Below are 19,538 nucleotides of genomic sequence, written 5' to 3'. Positions count from 1 at the left end.
TAGCGGATAGCTACCAGGCCCGTGGGTTGGATATATTCCTTATGGAGCAGATATGAAACACAGCACAATCGTTCTTCTCACTGCCGCACTCTCTACAGGGGTGCTCCCTGCTGCTTACGCGGAAGACATCACGCCGGGTTACAACCACAAAATTCCGGCGAAAATAATGACTCCGGACGAAGTGGAAACATCCATCGGGACACTGAATTTTTTCGATGGCATGCCTGATGAGGCAACCGTTGAGAAGGTCTACGACAACCTTGATCTCATTCGAGGAACCGAAACTTTTTTGAACGGCATTCCCGCTACATCTATGGAGGGCATGCGTTTAGGTTTTGTTAGCATGGGCGTGGACGCGTCGAACAAAGCCATCATTATGGATAATCTACTTGATTCCAGTCCGCTGTTCCTTACCGGTAACACCGACACGGTCTACTGCATAGCCTTTCTCGATCTCAAGAAGGATGGGGCTACCGTCGTGGAAATTCCTGCTAATTCCGCGCCTGGAACCGTGGACGACGCCTACTTCCGTTTTGTGACAGACATGGGAATCCCCGGTCCTGATGCGGGTAAGGGCGGCAAGTACCTGATCTTGCCGCCGGACTATGACGGTGACCTTAATCCTCCAGAGGGCGGCATGAAGGCTGAGATTGATGGAGAAACGTACTTCGTCTCCAAATCCACCAGCTATGTCAATCTGTTGTTCTTGCGTGGATTTCTGGTAGACGGAAAGCCCGATGTAGCAACCGCGATGTTTGAGAATGGCCTCAAGATTTACTCGCTGAAAGACGCTGATAATCCTCCAAAGATGGAGTTCATCAGTGGTTCGGGAAAAAGCTTCAATACCATTCACGCGAACGACTTCGATTTCTATGAAGAACTCCACACGGTGATCGAGCGCGAGCCCGTATCAATGCTCGAGCCCCAATTGCGCGGCCTATTTGCTTCCATAGGTATTGAGAAAGGAAAACCATTCAATCCCGACGCCCGAATGAAGAAAATACTGACACAAGCCGCTGCAATAGGTAATGCGACTGCTCGTGCAATTGTGTTTCGTCCTCGGCTGGAAGGGTTTGCCTACTATCCCGACAGTGGTTGGGGAACAGGTTTTGTTGGCGGCTCTTACAAATGGTTGAAAAATGACGGCATGGGCGGGCGTAATCTGGATGCCCGGGCTCTATTTTTCTATCAAGCCACCGTTAATACGCCCGCAATGGTCCTGGAAATGGTGGGTAAAGGATCACAGTACGCGGTTACATCGGTCGACAAGAATGGCGATTACCTTAATGGCAACAACAACTATCAGCTGAACATTCCTGCCAATGTTCCTGCCGCTGACTTCTGGTCGGTCGTGGTTTATGACCCGCAGACTCGGTCCGAACTGCAAACCCGTCAACCGTTCCCTAGCAAGAACAACAAACGCGATGACCTGGCTGAGAACCCGGATGGATCGGTAACGCTTTATTTCGGACCAGATGCACCCGAAAAGAACAAGAGTAACTGGATTCAGACTGTGCCAAATAAGGGTTGGTACCCAATCCTGCGCCTCTATGGACCTTTGGCTCCGTGGTTCGACAAAACCTGGCAGCCCGGCGAAATAGAACTGACGGCTAATTGATCTAAGCAATAGACTAATACCTGACTGCCGGTCACGCCTTGAGTGTGGCCGTGGATATCAACAATTCACAAAGGAAAAGATATGAAATTCACAGTAAGAGCTTTGGGTGCCGGTCTGTTGTGTTTGATGGTTACAGCACCCGTGCTGGCGGCCGTCCCCGCAGGCAATGCTGTTTCCGAGCGCGAAATGCCAGCCGTGGCGATGGGAGAGGGCGTTAGGGCGACAGCCATTGTTGTGGCAGTTGATTGGGGTAACCGTGTATTGGTGCTGCGCACTGAGGATGACGAACTCGTTCGCCTGAATGTGGGCGAGGAGGCCCGCAATCTGGCACAGATTCGTGCCGGAGACAGGGTTGTTGTGACCTACAGCATTGGCGTTGCGTTGGCACTCAGCCCTGCTGATGCCAACTCAGACATGCGCGCGCGCGTTGATGCGGTGACGCTGGACCGTGCGGAACCTGGTGAAAAACCGGGCGGAACGCTGCGTTCGACGATCCATGCCCGGGGTGTGGTGCGGGCTATTGATTCAGAGCTTCGCACAGTGACCTTTGAGGGTGCTGAGCACACGGTCACATTGGCGGTTGGCGAGGAAGTTGATCTGGCAAAGATTCATGTTGGTGATCAAGTGGATGCCCTTTACCAGGAATCGCTTGCCATTAGCGTAGAACATACGTTGTCGTCTGCCCGCGATTGACCTAGCTGTTGGCGATCCAAACCATCGCCAAGAACGACAAATATAATCTCACTATGTCGGCGGTAGCCTTCCTCTCGTCCGGATAATCGATCATGTATTCACCTTTGAAAAGGCGTGTGCTTTTGCGGCAAGCTTGCTCGTTGACTGTTTTGGCAATACCGCTGGGCATCGGTTGCTCTGCTGTCTATGCGCAGGGTTCTGCTGATGAGCTTGCCAAGCAACTTGCAAACCCCATAGCCAGCCTTACCAGCGTGCCGATGCAGCTGAACTATGATGACGGTATTGGCGCTCGGGATGACGGTTATAAGTACACCCTTAATGTGCAGCCAGTAGTACCTGTTTCTATCAGTGAAGACTGGAATATGATCTCCCGCACGATTGTTCCGCTCGTTTTCCAGGATGAGATCTTTCCGGGCGCTGGCGACCAGTCTGGCCTTGGCGATGTAACGCAGAGCCTGTTTTTCTCACCAAAGGCGCTGACGGCAAACGGATGGACTTGGGGTGCCGGACCGGTTCTTCTGATTCCTACTGCAAGCGACGACCTGCTTGGGACAGAAAAATGGGGTGCTGGCCCCACAGTTGTTGCACTGAAACAAACGACCGGTGGATGGACGTACGGTGCGTTGGCTAATCACATCTGGTCCTTTGCCGGTGAGAGCGATCGTGAGGACGTCAACGCTACCTATTTGCAGCCATTCCTTGCGAAGGGTCTTGGCAAAGGTCGCACTGTGAACGTCGCTCTGGAATCTACCTATAACTGGGAGGCTGAGCAGTGGACCGTCCCACTGAATGTTGCGTACAGCAAAGTAACCAAACTGGGCGACCAGCTCGTAAGCTTTCAGGGCGGCGCGCGCTATTACCTTGACGCGCCAGACAATGGCCCTGAATGGGGATTGCGCTTCACGTTTACGCTACTGTTTCCTAAAGGATAATGAACGCTTGTACCCGGCGATGTTTAGCTTGTGGGCGGGGAGGGCGGTCGTATAGAGGGGGAGGCGGTTGAGCTCGGTATAGCGGATTAATCATAAAAACGCGCCGTCCCTAGCGCCTCGCAGGAAAAACTTTTACGATCTAGCCGTGACTTTCTGGCTGAATTTGACCTCGAATAACGACTTGTCCGTTATAAGGTGCTGGTTGTGCTGTTGCTTCTGTGGCCTCGTCTGACTTTCGGTCTGCGAGGCTTGCGTGAGCGGGCAGTGCAGCGATGGCGGTGAGGGTGGCGATGGTGATCAGTGCAATTTTGCGCATAACAAGTTCTCCGGTGTGGTTCGACTGTTGAGGTCGTTAACCTGTATGACCTCAGTTGCAGCAAAGTATGCCGGCCGAACTCGCCTGTGAATAATTTGAAATCGATATGCATTACATCACTCAGAATGATTCGAGTGTTTGAGAAGGGTCAATTGAAAATTCAAGACCTTGATATGCTATACACATAAAGCTTCTCATTTAAATGTTAATTATCAGAAGATTGCACGGGTCGAGTTAAGTGAGTCCTCGAAATCGTCTAGATAGTTATGGGCAGTTTTTGATGGTAAAAATACCTATTCATCAATCCTGGTGATGAATAGAATACGGATAGCTGATTTGTTCTAACCCATCTTCACCCTAAGAATAGTGCCAACTTGTTTCCGATCATTGATACCTCGGAGTTGGCCATGCAATACCTTTCACTTACCCTTTTGTTTGTTTTGGCAATGTTGTCTGCGACAACCAATGCAGAAAGCACCAATTCCGTACTGGCAATCTCCACCGATAACGACCTGTTCGCTCCAACTCAGACCGACAGGGACTATACCGCCGGGGTTTCGGTAACTTATTCCTCAAACTCGGTAGAGTTCAGCAATAATGTGTTTTCACGCATGACCGGTAATATTGACCAGACGTTACTCGCCGAACCTATGCGGCTTTCGGCGGAGCCTGTCAGCACGGCTCTGGAGTTTGGCATTTATGGGTTTACACCGGAGACAATAGAATCGAAGACAATCGATACAGCTGATCGTCCCTTCAGCAGTCTGGTGTATATCTCCTCAAGCAGGAGCTACCAGCAGCCAGGGTCCGGGACTGGATGGACTACGTCGTTGACTTTGGGGGCTTTGGGTCTCGATGTATTCGAATCCGGCCAGAACGCTATCCATAAGGCAACCGGCAGCGACCGGGCCGAGGGTTGGGAGCATCAAATCTCAGAAGGAGGCGAGCCGACTCTTCGCTATTCAGCAGCCTATCACCAGTACCTGATGGCTAGTCAGCCTGACCGAAAGCTCAAAGTCACATATTTTGGTTCTGTCGGCTACCTGACTGAGTTCGGCGCCGCATTGGTTTTTCGCGATGGACTTATCTCATCACCGGACAATCGTTTTAACCCAGAGTTGATGGCCTATGGCGAACGGGCCCCGTCCGTATCAACACCGGGAGGCCGGGAAAACTATTTTTGGGGCGGCATGTCAGTTAAAGCCCGGGCCTACAACGCCTTTTTACAGGGCCAGTTCCGTGAGTCGGACCATGAGCTTCGCGCAAATGACCTGAATATACTTCTTGCGGAAGTATGGGCCGGTTACACCCACAGCTTTTTTGGGGGTACAGAATTGAGCTATGTCCTCCGGGTTCAGAGTTCCGAGATCAAGAGTGGCAATGGCAACCGCACCCTGGCATGGGGCGGGCTGGTATTCAGTAAGCGGCTAGGTTCCACCTGACCAATTTACCTTGCCGGTTAAGCTCAGTTGCGACGACAACTTTTACCGTTCAAACTGAAAACAGCTTTTCCTGTGCCAGGTAACCCAGCGATGAAATCTCAAGAACTTCAACTGCTCTATATCTTTGACGCAATCATGACTGAGCGTTCGGTCACCCGCGCAGCTGACAGGCTCGCTATGACTCAGCCGGCAGTCTCCAATGCTATTTCCCGAATGCGGGGCCTCTGGAACGATCCACTTTTCATTCGCAAAGGGCGGAATATAGTGCCAACCTCCTATGCACTGAGTCTCTGGGACCAGATTGGTGGGCCGTTGTTTGCGCTGACCAACGCTGTGCACGCCACCCAGTTCGATCCGGGCACTTCGCAAAGGACGTTCCGTGTCGCCGCGACCGACGTGATCGTAGAGCTGATTTGGCGTGAGTTGATTGAATTGCTTGAGCGAGAGGCGCCTGGAATCGACCTTTATGCCGTGCCGTATACTCCAGAGGGGGCTCACGGGGCGCTACGTGAAGCCCATGTCGATCTCGCAGTTGGTGTGTTGAATCACCATGATCATAGTCTTCGCAGCACCTGGTTGTTTGAAACTGGCTATGCGCTTGCCATGCGGGCGGATCATCCACTTGCTGGCAGGCAGATAACCATGGATGAGTTTCTGGAGGCCCGCCACTTACTGGTCAGCATGTCCGGAGACGCACATGGTTTCGTTGACAATCATCTGGACCAAAAAGGCAAAACCCGACGCATTGCTGCCACCGTCAATCATTTTTCCGTTGTTCCTGAGATATTGCGAGAAACCAATCTGATTGCTGCAATTCCTGAAATGATCAGCCAGGATTGTGGCTTCGTGAATGGCTTGTGGATGGGCGATCTGCCTTTCGAAGTCGACTCGACCAGCTTGTACCTGATTTGGCACGCCCGCCACGACAGGGATCCCGGTGTTATCTGGATTCGTGATCATATTGAAACGCTCCTTCAGGAGCGTTGGCATGACGTCATGGAAAATTCCCCGTGTGGTCGGTGAAGCATTCGCTGAAACTGGCTAACCGCCGCCGGGTACATTTAAAGGGCAAAGGCACCCCAGATACGAAAGGTGGTTACCGCACAACCAAACCATACTGCGCATAATGTATATTATGTTAAATCGTATTCATAGTTGAACAAATGAACACGGCATAACGAATAATGCCCGTGGTCCTTCTTCAAGAAGCACACGGGCATTTTCATGGCAACTGGATCAGAAATTGAACTGAACGCCCAAACCTATACCGTCTACGGTAACGTCGTTATCGTCGTAGTAACGCATGTACTCGACGTTACCCGACAAATTCTGGGCCATCTCGAAGTTTACGCCTGCACCGTAAGAGAAATCTGACTCATCGTCCGAAGAGTTACCAACCTCAAGTTCAACCCGAGTGAAGCCGAGAACTGCATACGGCGTAAACGGGCTTTGATTAACCATGTTGAAGGTCGCGTAGCCGCCAAAGAAGTTGTCGAGCGCTACATCCATTCCGGCAATGCTATCGTCGTCCACACCAAAACCGGCACGAGCTTCCAGACCAATGTACTCATTCGCCATTACACCAACTTTGCCCGACAGAGTTCCAACGTCTGCGTCTGCACCTTGCCCGTCAATGTTTACAAAGGTGTAGTTCAGCCCTGCGTACAGCGCGCCAACGCCAGACTTGTACATGTCCGCGGCCGATGCAGTGCCAGCCGTAACGATACCCGCGGTAGCAATAGATGCGATCAGCAAGTTTTTTCTAATAGTCATCAGCACTTCTCCTCAAAATAAACAGAGTTGGTTTACCTCTTCTTGTAATTTGGCCCATCAAATGCGCGATAGCCATAGATGAAACCTAAATTTACGGCGTTTTAATTTTCCGGTAACCCTGCCCTGAGCCCTGTTTTTCCTTGCGGTAGCTCGTTAGATAAGACTATTCCGGCAATGGAATAAACTCTTCGTCATCACCGACCACCTTGGGGAAAGTTTGAGCTTTCCACTCTGACTTGGCTTGTTCGATGCGGTCGCGGCGGCTAGAGACAAAGTTCCACTCCATGTAACGCTTACCTAGATGCTCACCGCCAACGATCGCAATCCGGGCGTCGCGTGTTGCCGTTAGTTCAAGCCCAGGCTTGTCGGATAACACGGCCATTGCGAACTCGGGTATTGTTGTGCCTCCCGCTCGCAGTTCGCCCGCAGCCACGTAAACTGCACGCTCGTCTGCTTCTGGCACGCTGATGCTTTGCCCGGCCTTCAGGTGGGCTTCAACGTAAAGCGTGTCGGCAAACACCTTGACCGGCGACGTTTCACCATAGGCACTGCCCATAATCACGCGAATCGGAACGTTGTTCACTTCCACGCGGGGAATGTCGGCGTCCGGGTAATGATAAAAAGCCGGGTCAATCTCTTCATCTTCTTCCGGCAAAGCCAACCAAAGCTGGAGCCCGTGTAAGCGATGTGCGGTTTCAGTCACTTCTGGCCGTTCACGCTCGGAATGTGTAATGCCCTTGCCTGCAACCATGAGGTTTACATCCCCAGGGCGAATGGGCTGGAGACTTCCCAGAGAATCCCGGTGCAGTATTTCACCTTCAAAAAGGTATGTGACCGTGGCGAGATTGATGTGCGGGTGCGGGCGCACATTGATACCCTCTCCTGCGGGAAATTCCGCCGGTCCCATGTGATCAAAGAAAATCCACGGGCCAACCATTCGGCGTTGCATGGTTGGCAACACGCGTCTAACTGAAAAGCCGCCCAGATCCCTGTCGCGAGGCTCGATTAATAGTTCAACCTCTTTACACCTCGCAGGCTCCGAACAGTCTTGGTCATAAGCTTCATCCGGGTGTTTTGTAAGTGTGCTCATCACGAGCCTCCTATTATTCCTAACTGATTGTTGACTGCATCGCGAATCTCCCGGTACCGATCAGGATGAGCGATTAACGCATCAAGATCATCCTCGGGGAATATTTGTTTTTTCTTTGTTTGCACGTCTTCCTGCGAAAAAACAGATGGCAACATCTGTTCCAGGCAGCGCAAAATCACCTCTGGTGAAACAGAGGCGCCAGGAGATGCTCCTAATAAGGTGCCGTAGGTCTTATCCTTGGACACAAGAATCTCGGTACCCATCTGCAAGTCGCGATCTTTAATGATTTGTACGCGCTGGCCAGCATCAATCGGCTTCCAGTCAAACCTGCTGCTCAATCCGGGAGCAAAGTTTTCAAGCTCCTCAAATAAGCTTTTTTCACCTTTGAAGGTTTCAGAAATCAGGTATCTCACCAAGTGAGAATGTCGCAAGGCGACGTTAAGCAAGCTGGGGATATCGTGCAGCCTGATTGATGTAAGATAATCGAAAAATCCACGGCCCTTTTCCAGCACCGGCTTGAACGAGGCGAACGGCCCAAACAACAAATAGTACTTGCCATCTACCGCCCGCAAATCCAGGTGCGGAACAGACATGGGAGGGGCGCCAACCTTAGCTCGGCCGTAGGTTTTGGCTCTGTAGTTCTGAGCCTGCTCTTCCGTTATTTGGGCCTGCAAAAACCGCCCGCCTACAGGGAAGCCTGCGTATCGACTTCGGGATGGCAGGTGGCTCCTTTTCAGCAAGGGGAAGGCGCCACCACCCGCGCCGACAAAGAGGGCGTCGGCACGATATTGAAGGGTTTGCCCGTTACTATTGGCGTTTATCACCCAGCGCCCGGTGGGACTCCGGTGTGCACGTGTAACGTGAGTTCCGTATTCAATCTTAACGCCTAAACTCTCCACTGCATAAGCGGCCATTTGTTCTGTTAAAGAGCCAAAGTTTACGTCGGTACCTGTATCTATAACGGTGGCAGCCATTTTTTCATGGCGAGGGCGACCATCCATTGTCAGGGGAATCCAGCTTTTAATCTCGTCGAAGTCGTCTGAGTAGCGCATGTGATCAAAAAAGTGGTGCGCGGACATCTCTTCGAATCGCAGTTTAAGCTCGTCAATGGCGGATTCGGAAACAAGCGTGCAATGCTTGGTCTGATTGATAAAGGTTGACGGCTGTTTGATTGCACCTTTTCCCACCAGATACGCCCAGAACTGTTTGGCTACATTGAATTGGGCGTGGATTTTGAGAGCTTTTTCAACAGAAAGGACTTCGCCGTCGACCGGTGTATAGTTAAGTTCGCAGTTAGCTTCGTGCCCGGTACCCGCGTTGTTAAAAGCCCACGAGTTGCCCCCGCCTGCACGGTTCAGTCGTTCCAGAATGGTTATGTCCAAATCGGGAGCCAACTCCTTTGCCAAGGTCGCAAAGGTGGTGCCCATAATGCCTGCGCCGATGATAACTATGTTCATAATGTCGACCCGCCAATTTCAATGTTTCTGAGATCAGTCAGTTGAGTCTGCGTCAGTAATAACAGTCAAATCTACCTCTTCCCTTGAATCATAGTGAAAGACACGCCGGCGCGATGCAAATTCTGCAAACAGTAAGGGTGCAGCAGCAATGCCCGGAAGAGGTTTCATAGTCAATCTATTCCGGAGTTTCGTTTCTAAATGCAACTATCAGGGCTATATTGATACTCAGAGCACATTATAAATCGCTCAGCTTCTCGGTGCGTTTAAACGCATGCGCCTTGTCTGGGTTTATCAGCAAGGAGAACAGTAATGTCGATAGCGTCAGAAAAGCAGTTACCCACAGAGGTACAGGCTTGGCTCGATCCAGAAATGGATTCGGTCAAAGGAACAGAAACACCCAAGGATCCCACCAAGGGCTACATCGCCCTACTCGGCTGGAGTGTCAATGCCATCAAGGCAGCGCAAAAGTTTGATCGCCGCTATATTGTGGTCGCTCCGGAGTGGGCTGAGGATTTTTGTACCGCAAACAAGATACCTTTCATTTCCTGGGATTTTCTCCGCTTAAATGACCGGTCTTATGAAATAGCACAAAGGCTGAAGGCCGAAGGCGTGGATGTTGCCATACCTCTTTTTGAAGAAACCGTTGAGTGGTCCGGGGCTATCAACTCAGTGCTCCTCGACAGCCCACGTATGTTTGGGCAGTCTATTCTATTCCGGGACAAATCGTTGATGAAACGTCGAGCGCAGCTTGGCGGAATTCGTGTCGGAATCTTCGAAGAAGCTCACGAGAAAGATGACATTGTCCGCTTTATGAAAAGAGTCAACCAGACACTGCTCAAGTTGGATGGAGATCCTGACGACCCGATTCACGTTAAGGCGTTCGACAAGGCGGGTTGCCTTGGGCACCGAATGATTCGCAAGGTTGAGGAAATAGACTCCATACCCGCTGAAGAATATCCCCTGTTGATGGAAAGCCACCTGGATGGCTGGGAATTCGCTGTTGAAGCTTGGATTCACGATGGGAAAATCAAGTTCCTGAATATTTCTGAATACGTGACGCTGGGATACTCCGTGTTCGTGCCGGCTACCGAAGAACTCGAGAGCTGGCGTAATGCAATCACCAAGCAAATCGAGCTACTGATCAAGACCTTTGAGATAAAGTTTGGATTGATTCATCCCGAGTACTTTGTGACTGCAGACGGCGAAATGTATTTTGGTGAAGTCGCCTATCGCCCGCCCGGATTCAAGGCATTCGAACTTATTGAGAGAGCCTACGGATTCAGTGCGTATCAAGCCTCAATGTTGGTGTTCGATCCTAAAAGCACCAAGGAGGAGGTTGATGCCTTCTTCCCTCGCGAAGTCGTTGATGCGAAGGGTTACGCGGGCTGCTTCGGTGTGTACCCAAGGCGGCGGGTGGTCAGTAAACTTGAAATGCCGAAAGAAACCACTGAACACCCCTACTTCGAGTCCCATGAGTTGTTGGAACCAACTGAAGAAATGGTGCCCGACAGGGCAGCTTTTGGAACTCACTGGGGCTTGGTCTTCTTTTATGGCGACGACCCAATAAAAATGCGGGATTTGTTGAAAGCCCAGGAAGATCTGGATTTCTACGTTTAGGTGTTAGCGGCCAGCTGTCAGCTGGCCGTGCTTGGCTTAACGAGTTTCGCCTGCTGCTTGTCTACAAGCTCTTCCATGGACATGTACTCGCATTCCTTGCTGGCTATAAAGCTGTCTGCAGAATCGATCAGTATATTGTCGTCTCTCATGAAGCGGCGACCGAGCAGCACCGGATAGGAGAAGTTTCCGCGATCAGTCAAAGAAAACTGGGTTTTGTGGCTGGTACCGGCAATGCAGAAATCCATCATCACAACGTAGCGTCTCTGGGATGGAGCACCTTTTCGTTTGATTAGCACCGTGCGCTCTACGGGGCGCTCCAGCTCAAGAATCACCTCTTCGTGCTCAATAGTGCTGTCATCTGTCGTAGGGTGGTCTTTATGGTCGGCCAGCGGAATCTGGAATTTCACCCATTTCTGATCGTCTTGCTTGAACTCTTCTACGTTCACCGCGTGCAGCGATGAGGTTTTCGCACCGGTATCCAGCCGAGCTTTAAGCCTCAAGCCGGTATCGTTCATTACTACCCACTCTACAAAACCGAGCGTTTCGGGAACCGGTATGCCGCTTTTGTCTGCTTTCTCCGCCAGGGCTGTAGCAGGAACCATGAACGTGGTGGCAAGGGCTAAAGGGATCAGAGACTTCATTCAATTCCTCCTGCAAATGATTGTAAATCCGGGAAAAATGACAAGAAACGTTCTTCAAGCTCTGAGTGCAGTGGTCGTATTTCCTCAATAATTCCCGCAAAAGAATTCTGAAAACGAATGCGTGTCGCCACTCGGTCAAGGGCGAATCCAATGTTATCGAGATCGCGATAGGACCCGAACCAGTCGTGGGAGACAAGGTGTCGGGTTGTTCTGGCCATAACAGGGGGCATCAGGTCTTCGTTATCCTGCAGCTCTGCATAAACGGCGCTGATAAAGCTGTTTTGATCTGCATCAGTGAACTCGCTCCAATGCTGTAAAAGAAAGTGGTCGTATAGAACATCCAGGGCTATACCGGAAAATCGGCGGCGTTGGGTAGAAAAAAGCCGCTTGCTGGCTAATACCTCTGGATGTTTATCGGTGAAACTGTCTACGGCCAAGTGGTGCCGAACCCCCAGCCTTACTGAATCCGGGAGCGCTGCAATGTCCAAACCACGGGTGAAATCACCAAGCATGCTGCCCACCCGCGCTTCAGGCGAGTCAGGGGCAAGAAATAGGTGCGCCAGGTGGTTCAATGTCGTTTCCCCAATTTCAAAACTATCTGCTAATCAGACTGCAACAATCTACACGGCTTTTCCACACCAGAAACCGTAAAAAGCCCTTTGCTGACGGTGTTTTAATACCGCGGCAATCATGCTGCAAACCGTGAGTTTCCTTGCGGTTGAACGTTCCCACAGGTATTCTGACGCCCTCTCTCGGTTCAGCTAGCTCGGGCATCCATTGAGAAACCTCTACCCTGTTATTTTTATTGTAAGTCTTATGTTTGTGCTGCTCAGCATATTCATGACGCTGCCTGTGTTTCTGATGCTTGGCTCGGATGCGCCCAATGCGGCGTCGTTTGTGGAATCTGCAGCCATCGTTTTCGGAATCGGATTATTCGGCATTGCCTCTACGTACCGCAAGCCCAGAGACTTAAAACCGCGGTATATGTTCGTGCTTACCGTATCGTCCTGGTTCATTATCTCCCTGCTCTCCGCACTTCCTTTTTACCTTAGTGATGACGGCATTTCCGCTGCAGATGCTTTTTTTGAAGGCGCCTCAGGCATCACAACCACAGGCGCTACTGTATTCAGTGGCCTGGATACCATGGATAAAGATCTGCTTCTTTGGCGATCGATTCTGCAGTGGATCGGGGGCATAGGGATAATCGGCATGTTCGTAGCGGTGCTTCCGTTCCTGCGTGTTGGCGGCATGCGATTGTTTGCTACTGAGTCTTCAGAGTGGACAGATAAAGCCCTCCCAAGAATGAAAACCCTGAGCCGCGGGCTTCTCATTGTTTATCTTGTCTTCTCAACCGTCGCGGTCGTCACTTATTGGCTATCTGGCATGACGTTGTTCGATGCTTTTAACCATGGCCTAACCAGTATCGCGACTGGAGGATTCTCCACGTCGGATATGAGCATGGGTAAATTTAACGACTTGATTTTGGTGGAAGCCTCGTTTTTCATGATGATTGGCAGCCTGCCATTTTTCCTTTTTGTCAGAGAGATGCACGGGCAACGTGGCGTGTTGTTCCGAGATCAGCAGGTAAGGCTGTTTCTAACCATACTGCTGGTTGTGCCTGCCCTTCTCACGCTTTACAGGTGGGCTGTCTCGCCTGTGCCTTTTGACCCGGTGCACAACTACATTGCTACCTTATTCAACGTGACCTCCGTGGTAACCACAACCGGTTATGCATCTGAAGACTATTCAGCTTGGGGGCCGCTGGCGTTTGTGTTGTTTTTCTTCCTGATGTTTATTGGCGGCTGTTCCGGCTCAACGTCCGGAGGCATGAAGATTTTTCGCTTTCAGCTTTCGTTGATTGTACTTCGTGAGCAATTGATTCGTTTGCTGCACCCACGGGCGGTACTCTCGCGTAACTACAATGGACGGGCGGTCAGTGATGACATTATCGCGTCGATGATCGCCTATACGTTTATCTTCCTGCTGTGTCTGTTGCTGATCACGGTATCGCTAGCCGCCATGCAACTCGACTTCATCACGTCGTTGTCAGGCGCATTGACTGCGCTCACCAACGTAGGCCCTGGTTTGGGCGACATCATCGGACCTGCGGGGAACTTCGGCCCATTGCCAGACGCCGCCAAGTGGATTCTTGCGGTAGGCATGCTAATGGGGCGACTGGAAATTCTGAGTGTCGTGATTGTGCTCTCACCGGCATTCTGGCGCAGTTGAATACCTGAGTCTGAATGCCAGTGAGCTTTCTGATACCTAGAGGGCGTGCTTGCGAATGAAGCGCCCGATCTCCTGAATTTCCTCAAGGCACACACTGTGCTCCATGGGGAAGGTCATATACGCCGGCTCGTAGCCCATTTCCTTAAGTGCTTCCACACTGCGCACACCAAGCGATTCCTGAACCATGGGATCAAAGGTCCCGTGATAAACATTGATAGGAATCCCTACACTCGCATCGGAAGGCTTTACTGTTTTCGCTGTAGCGAAGTAGGTAGAAAGTGCCAGAATGCCCGCGAGACGTTTCGGGTATGTCAGGCCTAGCTCGTAAGCAACCGCCCCACCCTGAGAAAATCCAGCAATAACGATGTTTTCCGCGGGAATTCCACGTTCAATTTCCCGGTCAACTAACTTGCCTACCGCACGGGCCGACTCCATTAACTGATCGGTATCCACAATCCGGTCAATATCCATCGCTTTGATATCGTACCAGGCTGGCATGGACATTCCGCCATTGATGGTAACTGGCATATTAGGGGCGTGGGGGAAGATAAAACGCACCGCTGCATCGTCTGGCAAACCCAACTCTGGCACTACGGGTTCAAAATCATGTCCGCTTGCGCCAAGGCCATGCAGCCAGATAACTGCGGCTGTGGGGTTGGGGCGGGTTTCCAGCTCAATATATTGTAGATCCTGCACGCAGTACCTCGTGTATCTGAAAAGGGGAATTGGATTGGTGTCCGGATTATTCCGGAGCGTTCAACTTGGCGCTTGCATCCAGTGCGCTCTGAACCGGATTGGCATACATATCCAATAGATAGGGTCGAATCGCGGGATCACAAGCTTCGAGCCTGTTTTCCATTTCCGCACGGGCTGCCTGAATATCGGCCTCCGACCAGCTTCCTGCGGTTACGACTGACTCCCGAATCGTATCCAGGCTGCTAGCTCCCTGGGAGCCCTGTCCACGCATTTCGTAGGCGATCAGGTTGGATGCGTGCAAGTGGTAGTTCGCGTGAACTTCCGTGTCGATTACGGCGGCTAACTCTTTTGCATTCTCCGGGGCACTGACGATCGGGGCGCCAAAATGCACGTGTACATGGCCTTTGAACTGGGTTAGACCTTTCATGATCTGCTCAGTATCTTCGCCTTCCGCTTTTTTATAGTTGCCACTGCGGGCCTTGGTTTCCAGCTCCCGGGCCTTATCAGCGTCACAGGGATCGTATTCGTAGGATATAGATACAGGGACAATGCGAAGCTTGTTCATAGCTTCGGCAAAGCTCAGCCCGCTTTTCTTGCAGCTCATATAAAACATTTTTATGATCGCCGGATCGGTAAAATCACGACCGTCTTTAGCGCGCCCTTCTCGCTGGGCTATCCAGATATTCTCGTTGTTCGCAACGCTGTGATTGATAAAGCCCGAGAGCGTAATATATGCATCACGCATTTCCCGAGGGCTGGTCATATCACGGCGGACAATGAAGCTCTTGTTAAGTCGCATCATCTCTGCAAACACCCGGTTGGCAAGCAGGTTATCGCCAATAGCGATGCGCGTGGTGCGCAGATCGTTATGGAACAGCAGATAGTTGACCACCATGGGATCAAAAACAATGTCCCTGTGATTGGAGATGAACAGGTAGGCCCCCTGCTTGCTCAAATTCTCCAGCCCGCTGCTGGTGACACGGGCTGTTGTGCTTTCAATCAGCTCACCAATATAGCCGGAAAGCCCAGCCTGCAAATCATCTACTTTTGTGAAGTGGCCAAATCGGCTAGACAGCCAGCGCCGGGTAAAAAAACGCAAGGGTGCCGGGGCCCAGCGAGCAAGTAGTGGCGACTTGAAGCGCGCGACCATATCCAGAAATTCCTGGTCGTTAACCAACCGCTGAATTGCCGGGCCGGTTTCTTCGTCCGAATAGGGACGGATGGCGTCAAATTCCTGCATGGCTGCCCTGTTGTTGTGTGTCAGTTATCTTGAGATGTTAAACCTAGGCTTAAAACGGCGGTATTGTATCGGTTTTCCCATGGGTTTGCTTCCCAAAAACACGTCTTGCCCGGCCATTCCTTGTGGTGAATCTGGTATCATCCTCCACCTGATTTCACCCCAGCCTCGCGAATAACCGGTTATTCTATGTATCCCGACCAGGACTTTGAACAGCTTTCTGCCGAGAGGCCCACTACATCTGGCAGAAGCCCCGAACAGGTTTTGCACGAAGTGTTCGGGTACGAATCGTTCCGCCCTCTGCAGGGGGATATCATCCATGAGGTCGTATCTGGTGGCGATGCCTTGGTGCTCATGCCCACTGGCGGCGGTAAATCCCTCTGCTATCAGGTTCCTGCGCTTGTTCGAACCGGCACGGCCATTGTTATCTCGCCACTGATCGCCTTGATGCAAGATCAGGTTGCAGCGTTGCGTGAGTTGGGTGTGAAAGCGGCTTTTCTCAATTCAACGATGGATTTTGAACAGGCACGCGCAACCGAGTACGCACTGAGCACCGGTGAACTTGATCTTCTTTATTGCGCGCCAGAGAGGCTCATTCAACCCCGTACACTCCAGCTGCTGCACGATGCGTCTATTTCGTTATTCGCCATTGACGAAGCCCACTGCGTATCTCAATGGGGGCATGACTTCCGTTCTGACTATCTGCAACTGGCGGTACTCGCGAATGAGTTCCCAGCTATTCCCCGAATTGCGTTAACGGCAACGGCCGACGAGCGTACTCGCAAAGAGATCGCGGAGCGTCTGTCCCTCACCGAGGCGCGGCACTTCATTAGCGGTTTTGATCGCCCAAATATTCAATACCGTATAGCTCCTAAGGTGAATGCGAACAAGCAGTTGCTGGACTTTATTAAAGCAGAGCATGAAGCTGACTGCGGCATAGTTTATTGCTTGTCTCGCAACAAAGTGGATGCCACCGCGAAGATGCTTTCCCAGAAAGGTTACACCGCATTGCCCTACCATGCGGGGCTTCCGGCAAACGATCGGGCTCGCAATCAGGAGCGCTTTCTCCGGGAAGATGGTGTGATTATTGTCGCCACCATCGCCTTCGGTATGGGCATAGATAAACCAGATGTGCGCTTTGTAGCACACCTCGACTTACCTAAAAGCCTGGAAGCCTATTACCAGGAAACCGGCCGTGCGGGCCGTGATGGAAAGCCTTCTACGGCCTGGATGGTGTATGGCCTTCAGGACGTGATCAAGCTGCGGCAGATGCTGGAAGCCTCCCAGGGGAACGATCACTTCAAGCGCATTGAGCGGCAGAAGCTGGATGCCATGCTCGGGCTGTGTGAGGTGACCAAATGCCGTCGGCAAGTCCTGTTGAACTATTTTGGCGATGCGCTGGATATTCCCTGTGGTAACTGTGATACCTGCCTGAATCCACCTGCAACCTGGGACGGCACAGTTGCCGTTCAAAAAGCACTGTCTTGCGTGTTCCGCACCGGGCAACGCTTTGGCGTTACCCACCTTATTGATGTGTTGCGAGGTTCAGAAAATGAGCGCGTCCTCCAATTGGGGCATCACCAGGTATCAACCTACGGCATTGGTGCGGAGTTTTCGGTTAGCGAATGGAAGTCGGTGTTCCGTCAACTGGTGGCTAACGGCTATTTGAGAACAGATCCCGATGGCTATGGCGCGCTGCAGCTCGCTGAGGAATGCCGCCCCTTGCTGAAAGGCGAGCACAAGGTTGAATTGCGCAAGGACCCAATAGTTAAGAAGACTTCAAGCCGCTCTTCAGGTGGAAGAGCCGGCAGCCCGGTTAAAGACCAAGTGACAGACCACGTGGGCTGGGAGGCACTAAGAGCGTGCCGTAAGGAGCTAGCGGACAAGCAAGGCGTGCCGCCTTACGTTATTTTCCACGACACCACGCTGTTTGACATGCTGGATCGCAAACCGAAAACGCTCGATGAGCTTGGCGGCGTGAGCGGTGTGGGTGCGGCAAAACTGGAGAAATACGGCGAGATATTTCTCGCCGCCATTGCCGAGCTGGATCCAGCCTGAGGAACAACCTCAGGCTTTCCATTATACCGCGGGCTTGAAGCCTTTCTTGCGAACCCGGTACTGAGCGATGGATGTAGCAACGTGATTGCCCTCCATATCGCGCAGTTCTCCGGTGAGGCTGAACTTCGCCCGACCAGTAGCGTCGGCATCCGCGAGAATCCCTGCAACTTCTTCTGGTGATAATTCAAACTCTACCGTCACATCCGAATTGGCGGGCAGCAAAAACTGCAGAGTCATTTCCTTCAGGATCGGTGTGTAGGCTGGGCCAAGATCAAATAGTGTCAGTACCCCACCCGGAATTTCCGCCACAAGAAAGTAAGCTCCTGCGTACAAGCTGCCAAAGTGGTTTTTGTTACCTTTGAGTTGAATACGCGCCCGCACGTAACCTGGGCGAACCTCTTCAACGCTGAACCGGTTCCGGGGCGCGAACGGGATCGACATCCCTATTAGACGGTTAACGGCAGCGTAGCCCCCGGTCTTCTTTAGCCACTCTACGGGTTGTGCCAAGGTTGCTTTAGGATCCGTGGTGGAAATCCATTGACCGGTGGCCCCGATAAACCTGTCTATAAATGCCATTATTCTGCTCCGATAGTTTTATTGAGGCGGATCATTACAATGCCGAACACACATCGCAACACTCTTTTACATATTTGTGGTGAGATTTGGCGGCTCTCCGGAGAATTCTGATCTAAAGTGTCATTACTTGAAATCATTGTTATAACGTCAAAGCAGCTGGCTTTCGCTTGCTGGAATGGATTCGGAACATTTCACAAGGATACGGATAGTGCCATATGCCCACACCATTCTGACTTGTGGTCACGCAGGCCCCAAACTGCCTGTTGCAACCAGGCTCTCCCTGGCGCTCTTTTGTGCGCTTCTGTTGAGTGGCTTTGTTCAGGCAAATCCGGCGCCGCCCCCTGTTCAGGAGTATGTTCTCTGGTATCGGAATTTCGATAGCCCCGCTATCCATGCGCTGGTTACTCTGGCATTGGAAAAAACACCCGAGTATGGGGAGTTCCGCATCATCCGGAGCCAGGAGCTTAGCCAGGGACGGGCATTGCGCGAACTGGCCCGAGGCGTTAACCGCATGGTGGATATCGCCAATGTGGCCACATCGGCAGAGCGGGAGCAGTTTTTGACGCCTGTTCCAGTACCTGTAGATGGAGGGCTGCTTGGCTTTCGCGTGTGCGTGGTGATGCCAGAAAGCCTGTCACTGTTTGAGGATATCCACTCCCTCGACGATCTTCGCGAAAGTGGTGTACGAATTGGTCAAGGTGATCACTGGCCAGACACACCAATTCTCAGAAACAACGAAATACCTGTGATTACCCACTCCCGTTATGAAATTCTATTTGGAATGCTGAGAAAACACCGTTTCGACTGCTTTGCCAGAGGTGTCAGTGAGGTGATTAACGACCTGCAAATGGAAAACGACCCAGAGATGACGGTAGAACCCAACCTTGTGCTGGCCTACCCCATGCCCTCGTACCTGTTTGTGGGTCCGGAAGACCAGTTAACAGCGCATCGTTTGCAACTGGGAATGGAGCGCGCTATCCGTGATGGCAGCTTTGGTGTGTTTCTTGACCAGTATTATGGTGAGGCAGTCGCCACCCTCAATCTGGATAAGCGCACGATCATCGTTCTGGATAACCCTTTCCTGAGCGAGGAATCAGGCAACATTGGCCGCGATACACTGAATAACCTACGCTGGCGCATTGAGTTGCTTCGCAACTGAGCCT

At 51.7% G+C, this 19,538-nt stretch carries 18 protein-coding genes; 9 read left to right on the top strand and 9 right to left on the bottom strand.

From position 1 onward, the window contains the following. Positions 1 to 52 precede the first annotated feature (52 nt). From AADB16_RS11310 to AADB16_RS11300, 3 genes are all read left to right on the top strand, one after another. Entirely contained in the window at positions 53 to 1,618 is a 1,566-nt protein-coding gene (locus tag AADB16_RS11310) for a DUF1254 domain-containing protein (RefSeq protein WP_309044516.1), read from the top strand. Between the two features lie 81 nt (positions 1,619 to 1,699). Beyond that, the gene (locus tag AADB16_RS11305) at positions 1,700 to 2,311 is read left to right on the top strand and encodes a hypothetical protein (protein ID WP_309044517.1); all 612 of its coding nucleotides are present in this window, start codon (positions 1,700 to 1,702) and stop codon (positions 2,309 to 2,311) included. Positions 2,312 to 2,403: 92 nt separating this feature from the next. After that, positions 2,404 to 3,243 carry a transporter gene (locus AADB16_RS11300; RefSeq protein ID WP_309044518.1) on the top strand — a complete coding sequence of 280 codons (840 nt, stop codon included), beginning with the start codon at positions 2,404 to 2,406 and terminating at the stop codon, positions 3,241 to 3,243. 139 nt (positions 3,244 to 3,382) lie between these two features. Here AADB16_RS11300 and AADB16_RS11295 read toward each other — a convergent pair whose 3' ends face one another. After that, the gene (locus tag AADB16_RS11295) at positions 3,383 to 3,559 is read right to left on the bottom strand and encodes a hypothetical protein (protein WP_410803348.1); all 177 of its coding nucleotides are present in this window, start codon (positions 3,557 to 3,559) and stop codon (positions 3,383 to 3,385) included. A gap of 407 nt (positions 3,560 to 3,966) precedes the next feature. On the opposite strand from AADB16_RS11295, the gene AADB16_RS11290 reads away from it, so the two are divergent. Together AADB16_RS11290 and AADB16_RS11285 are read left to right on the top strand one after the other, a co-directional pair. Further along, positions 3,967 to 5,001, top strand: a complete 1,035-nt coding sequence (locus tag AADB16_RS11290; RefSeq protein WP_410803346.1) for a lipid A deacylase LpxR family protein — start codon at positions 3,967 to 3,969, stop codon at positions 4,999 to 5,001. 90 nt (positions 5,002 to 5,091) lie between these two features. Then, the gene (locus AADB16_RS11285) at positions 5,092 to 6,024 is read left to right on the top strand and encodes a LysR family transcriptional regulator (protein ID WP_410803344.1); all 933 of its coding nucleotides are present in this window, start codon (positions 5,092 to 5,094) and stop codon (positions 6,022 to 6,024) included. A gap of 213 nt (positions 6,025 to 6,237) precedes the next feature. Here the strand turns inward: AADB16_RS11285 and AADB16_RS11280 are convergent, their stop codons facing one another. From AADB16_RS11280 to AADB16_RS11270, 3 genes are all read right to left on the bottom strand, one after another. After that, positions 6,238 to 6,774: a porin family protein gene (locus AADB16_RS11280; protein WP_309044522.1), complete on the bottom strand. Its 537-nt coding sequence runs from the start codon at positions 6,772 to 6,774 to the stop codon at positions 6,238 to 6,240. A 163-nt stretch (positions 6,775 to 6,937) separates the two neighbouring features. Beyond that, positions 6,938 to 7,864, bottom strand: a complete 927-nt coding sequence (locus AADB16_RS11275) for a pirin family protein (RefSeq protein WP_410803342.1) — start codon at positions 7,862 to 7,864, stop codon at positions 6,938 to 6,940. Beyond that, complete coding sequence (locus AADB16_RS11270; RefSeq protein WP_410803340.1) at positions 7,864 to 9,321, bottom strand: malate:quinone oxidoreductase; 1,458 nt, start codon at positions 9,319 to 9,321, stop codon at positions 7,864 to 7,866. The genes AADB16_RS11275 and AADB16_RS11270 overlap by 1 nt, the downstream gene beginning before the upstream one ends. Positions 9,322 to 9,630: 309 nt before the next feature. Here AADB16_RS11270 and AADB16_RS11265 point away from each other — a divergent pair, with 309 nt between their 5' ends. After that, complete coding sequence (locus tag AADB16_RS11265) at positions 9,631 to 10,938, top strand: acetyl-CoA carboxylase biotin carboxylase subunit family protein (protein WP_410803338.1); 1,308 nt, start codon at positions 9,631 to 9,633, stop codon at positions 10,936 to 10,938. Between the two features lie 17 nt (positions 10,939 to 10,955). Here the strand turns inward: AADB16_RS11265 and AADB16_RS11260 are convergent, their stop codons facing one another. Together AADB16_RS11260 and AADB16_RS11255 are read right to left on the bottom strand one after the other, a co-directional pair. After that, positions 10,956 to 11,579, bottom strand: a complete 624-nt coding sequence (locus tag AADB16_RS11260; RefSeq protein ID WP_410803336.1) for an ATP-dependent zinc protease — start codon at positions 11,577 to 11,579, stop codon at positions 10,956 to 10,958. Next, positions 11,576 to 12,151 (bottom strand): ACP phosphodiesterase, encoded by a 576-nt coding sequence (locus AADB16_RS11255; RefSeq protein WP_309044528.1) that lies wholly within the window; start codon positions 12,149 to 12,151, stop codon positions 11,576 to 11,578. Before AADB16_RS11255 ends, AADB16_RS11260 begins: the two co-directional genes overlap by 4 nt. A gap of 244 nt (positions 12,152 to 12,395) precedes the next feature. Between AADB16_RS11255 and AADB16_RS11250 the strand changes: the two genes are divergently transcribed. Continuing rightward, positions 12,396 to 13,808 (top strand): TrkH family potassium uptake protein, encoded by a 1,413-nt coding sequence (locus AADB16_RS11250; protein WP_309044581.1) that lies wholly within the window; start codon positions 12,396 to 12,398, stop codon positions 13,806 to 13,808. 36 nt (positions 13,809 to 13,844) lie between these two features. Here the strand turns inward: AADB16_RS11250 and AADB16_RS11245 are convergent, their stop codons facing one another. After that, positions 13,845 to 14,504, bottom strand: coding sequence for an alpha/beta hydrolase (locus AADB16_RS11245; protein WP_410803333.1), 660 nt, complete (start codon positions 14,502 to 14,504; stop codon positions 13,845 to 13,847). Between the two features lie 46 nt (positions 14,505 to 14,550). Beyond that, on the bottom strand, positions 14,551 to 15,744 hold the full coding sequence (locus tag AADB16_RS11240; protein ID WP_410803331.1) for a 1-acyl-sn-glycerol-3-phosphate acyltransferase: 1,194 nt from the start codon (positions 15,742 to 15,744) through the stop codon (positions 14,551 to 14,553). 186 nt (positions 15,745 to 15,930) lie between these two features. Between AADB16_RS11240 and recQ the strand changes: the two genes are divergently transcribed. Then, the gene (recQ, locus tag AADB16_RS11235) at positions 15,931 to 17,799 is read left to right on the top strand and encodes a DNA helicase RecQ (RefSeq protein ID WP_410803329.1); all 1,869 of its coding nucleotides are present in this window, start codon (positions 15,931 to 15,933) and stop codon (positions 17,797 to 17,799) included. A 21-nt stretch (positions 17,800 to 17,820) separates the two neighbouring features. Here the strand turns inward: recQ and AADB16_RS11230 are convergent, their stop codons facing one another. Next, positions 17,821 to 18,375, bottom strand: coding sequence for a DUF4442 domain-containing protein (locus tag AADB16_RS11230; RefSeq protein ID WP_410803327.1), 555 nt, complete (start codon positions 18,373 to 18,375; stop codon positions 17,821 to 17,823). A gap of 208 nt (positions 18,376 to 18,583) precedes the next feature. Between AADB16_RS11230 and AADB16_RS11225 the strand changes: the two genes are divergently transcribed. Continuing rightward, positions 18,584 to 19,534, top strand: coding sequence for a hypothetical protein (locus tag AADB16_RS11225; protein WP_410803325.1), 951 nt, complete (start codon positions 18,584 to 18,586; stop codon positions 19,532 to 19,534). The last annotated feature ends 4 nt before the right edge of the window (positions 19,535 to 19,538 follow it).

Origin of the sequence: Marinobacter sp. KMM 10035 (genome assembly GCF_046537445.1) — a bacterium.
Taxonomy (GTDB): domain Bacteria; phylum Pseudomonadota; class Gammaproteobacteria; order Pseudomonadales; family Oleiphilaceae; genus Marinobacter; species Marinobacter sediminicola.
This window is presented reverse-complemented; position numbering and strand designations above follow the sequence as displayed.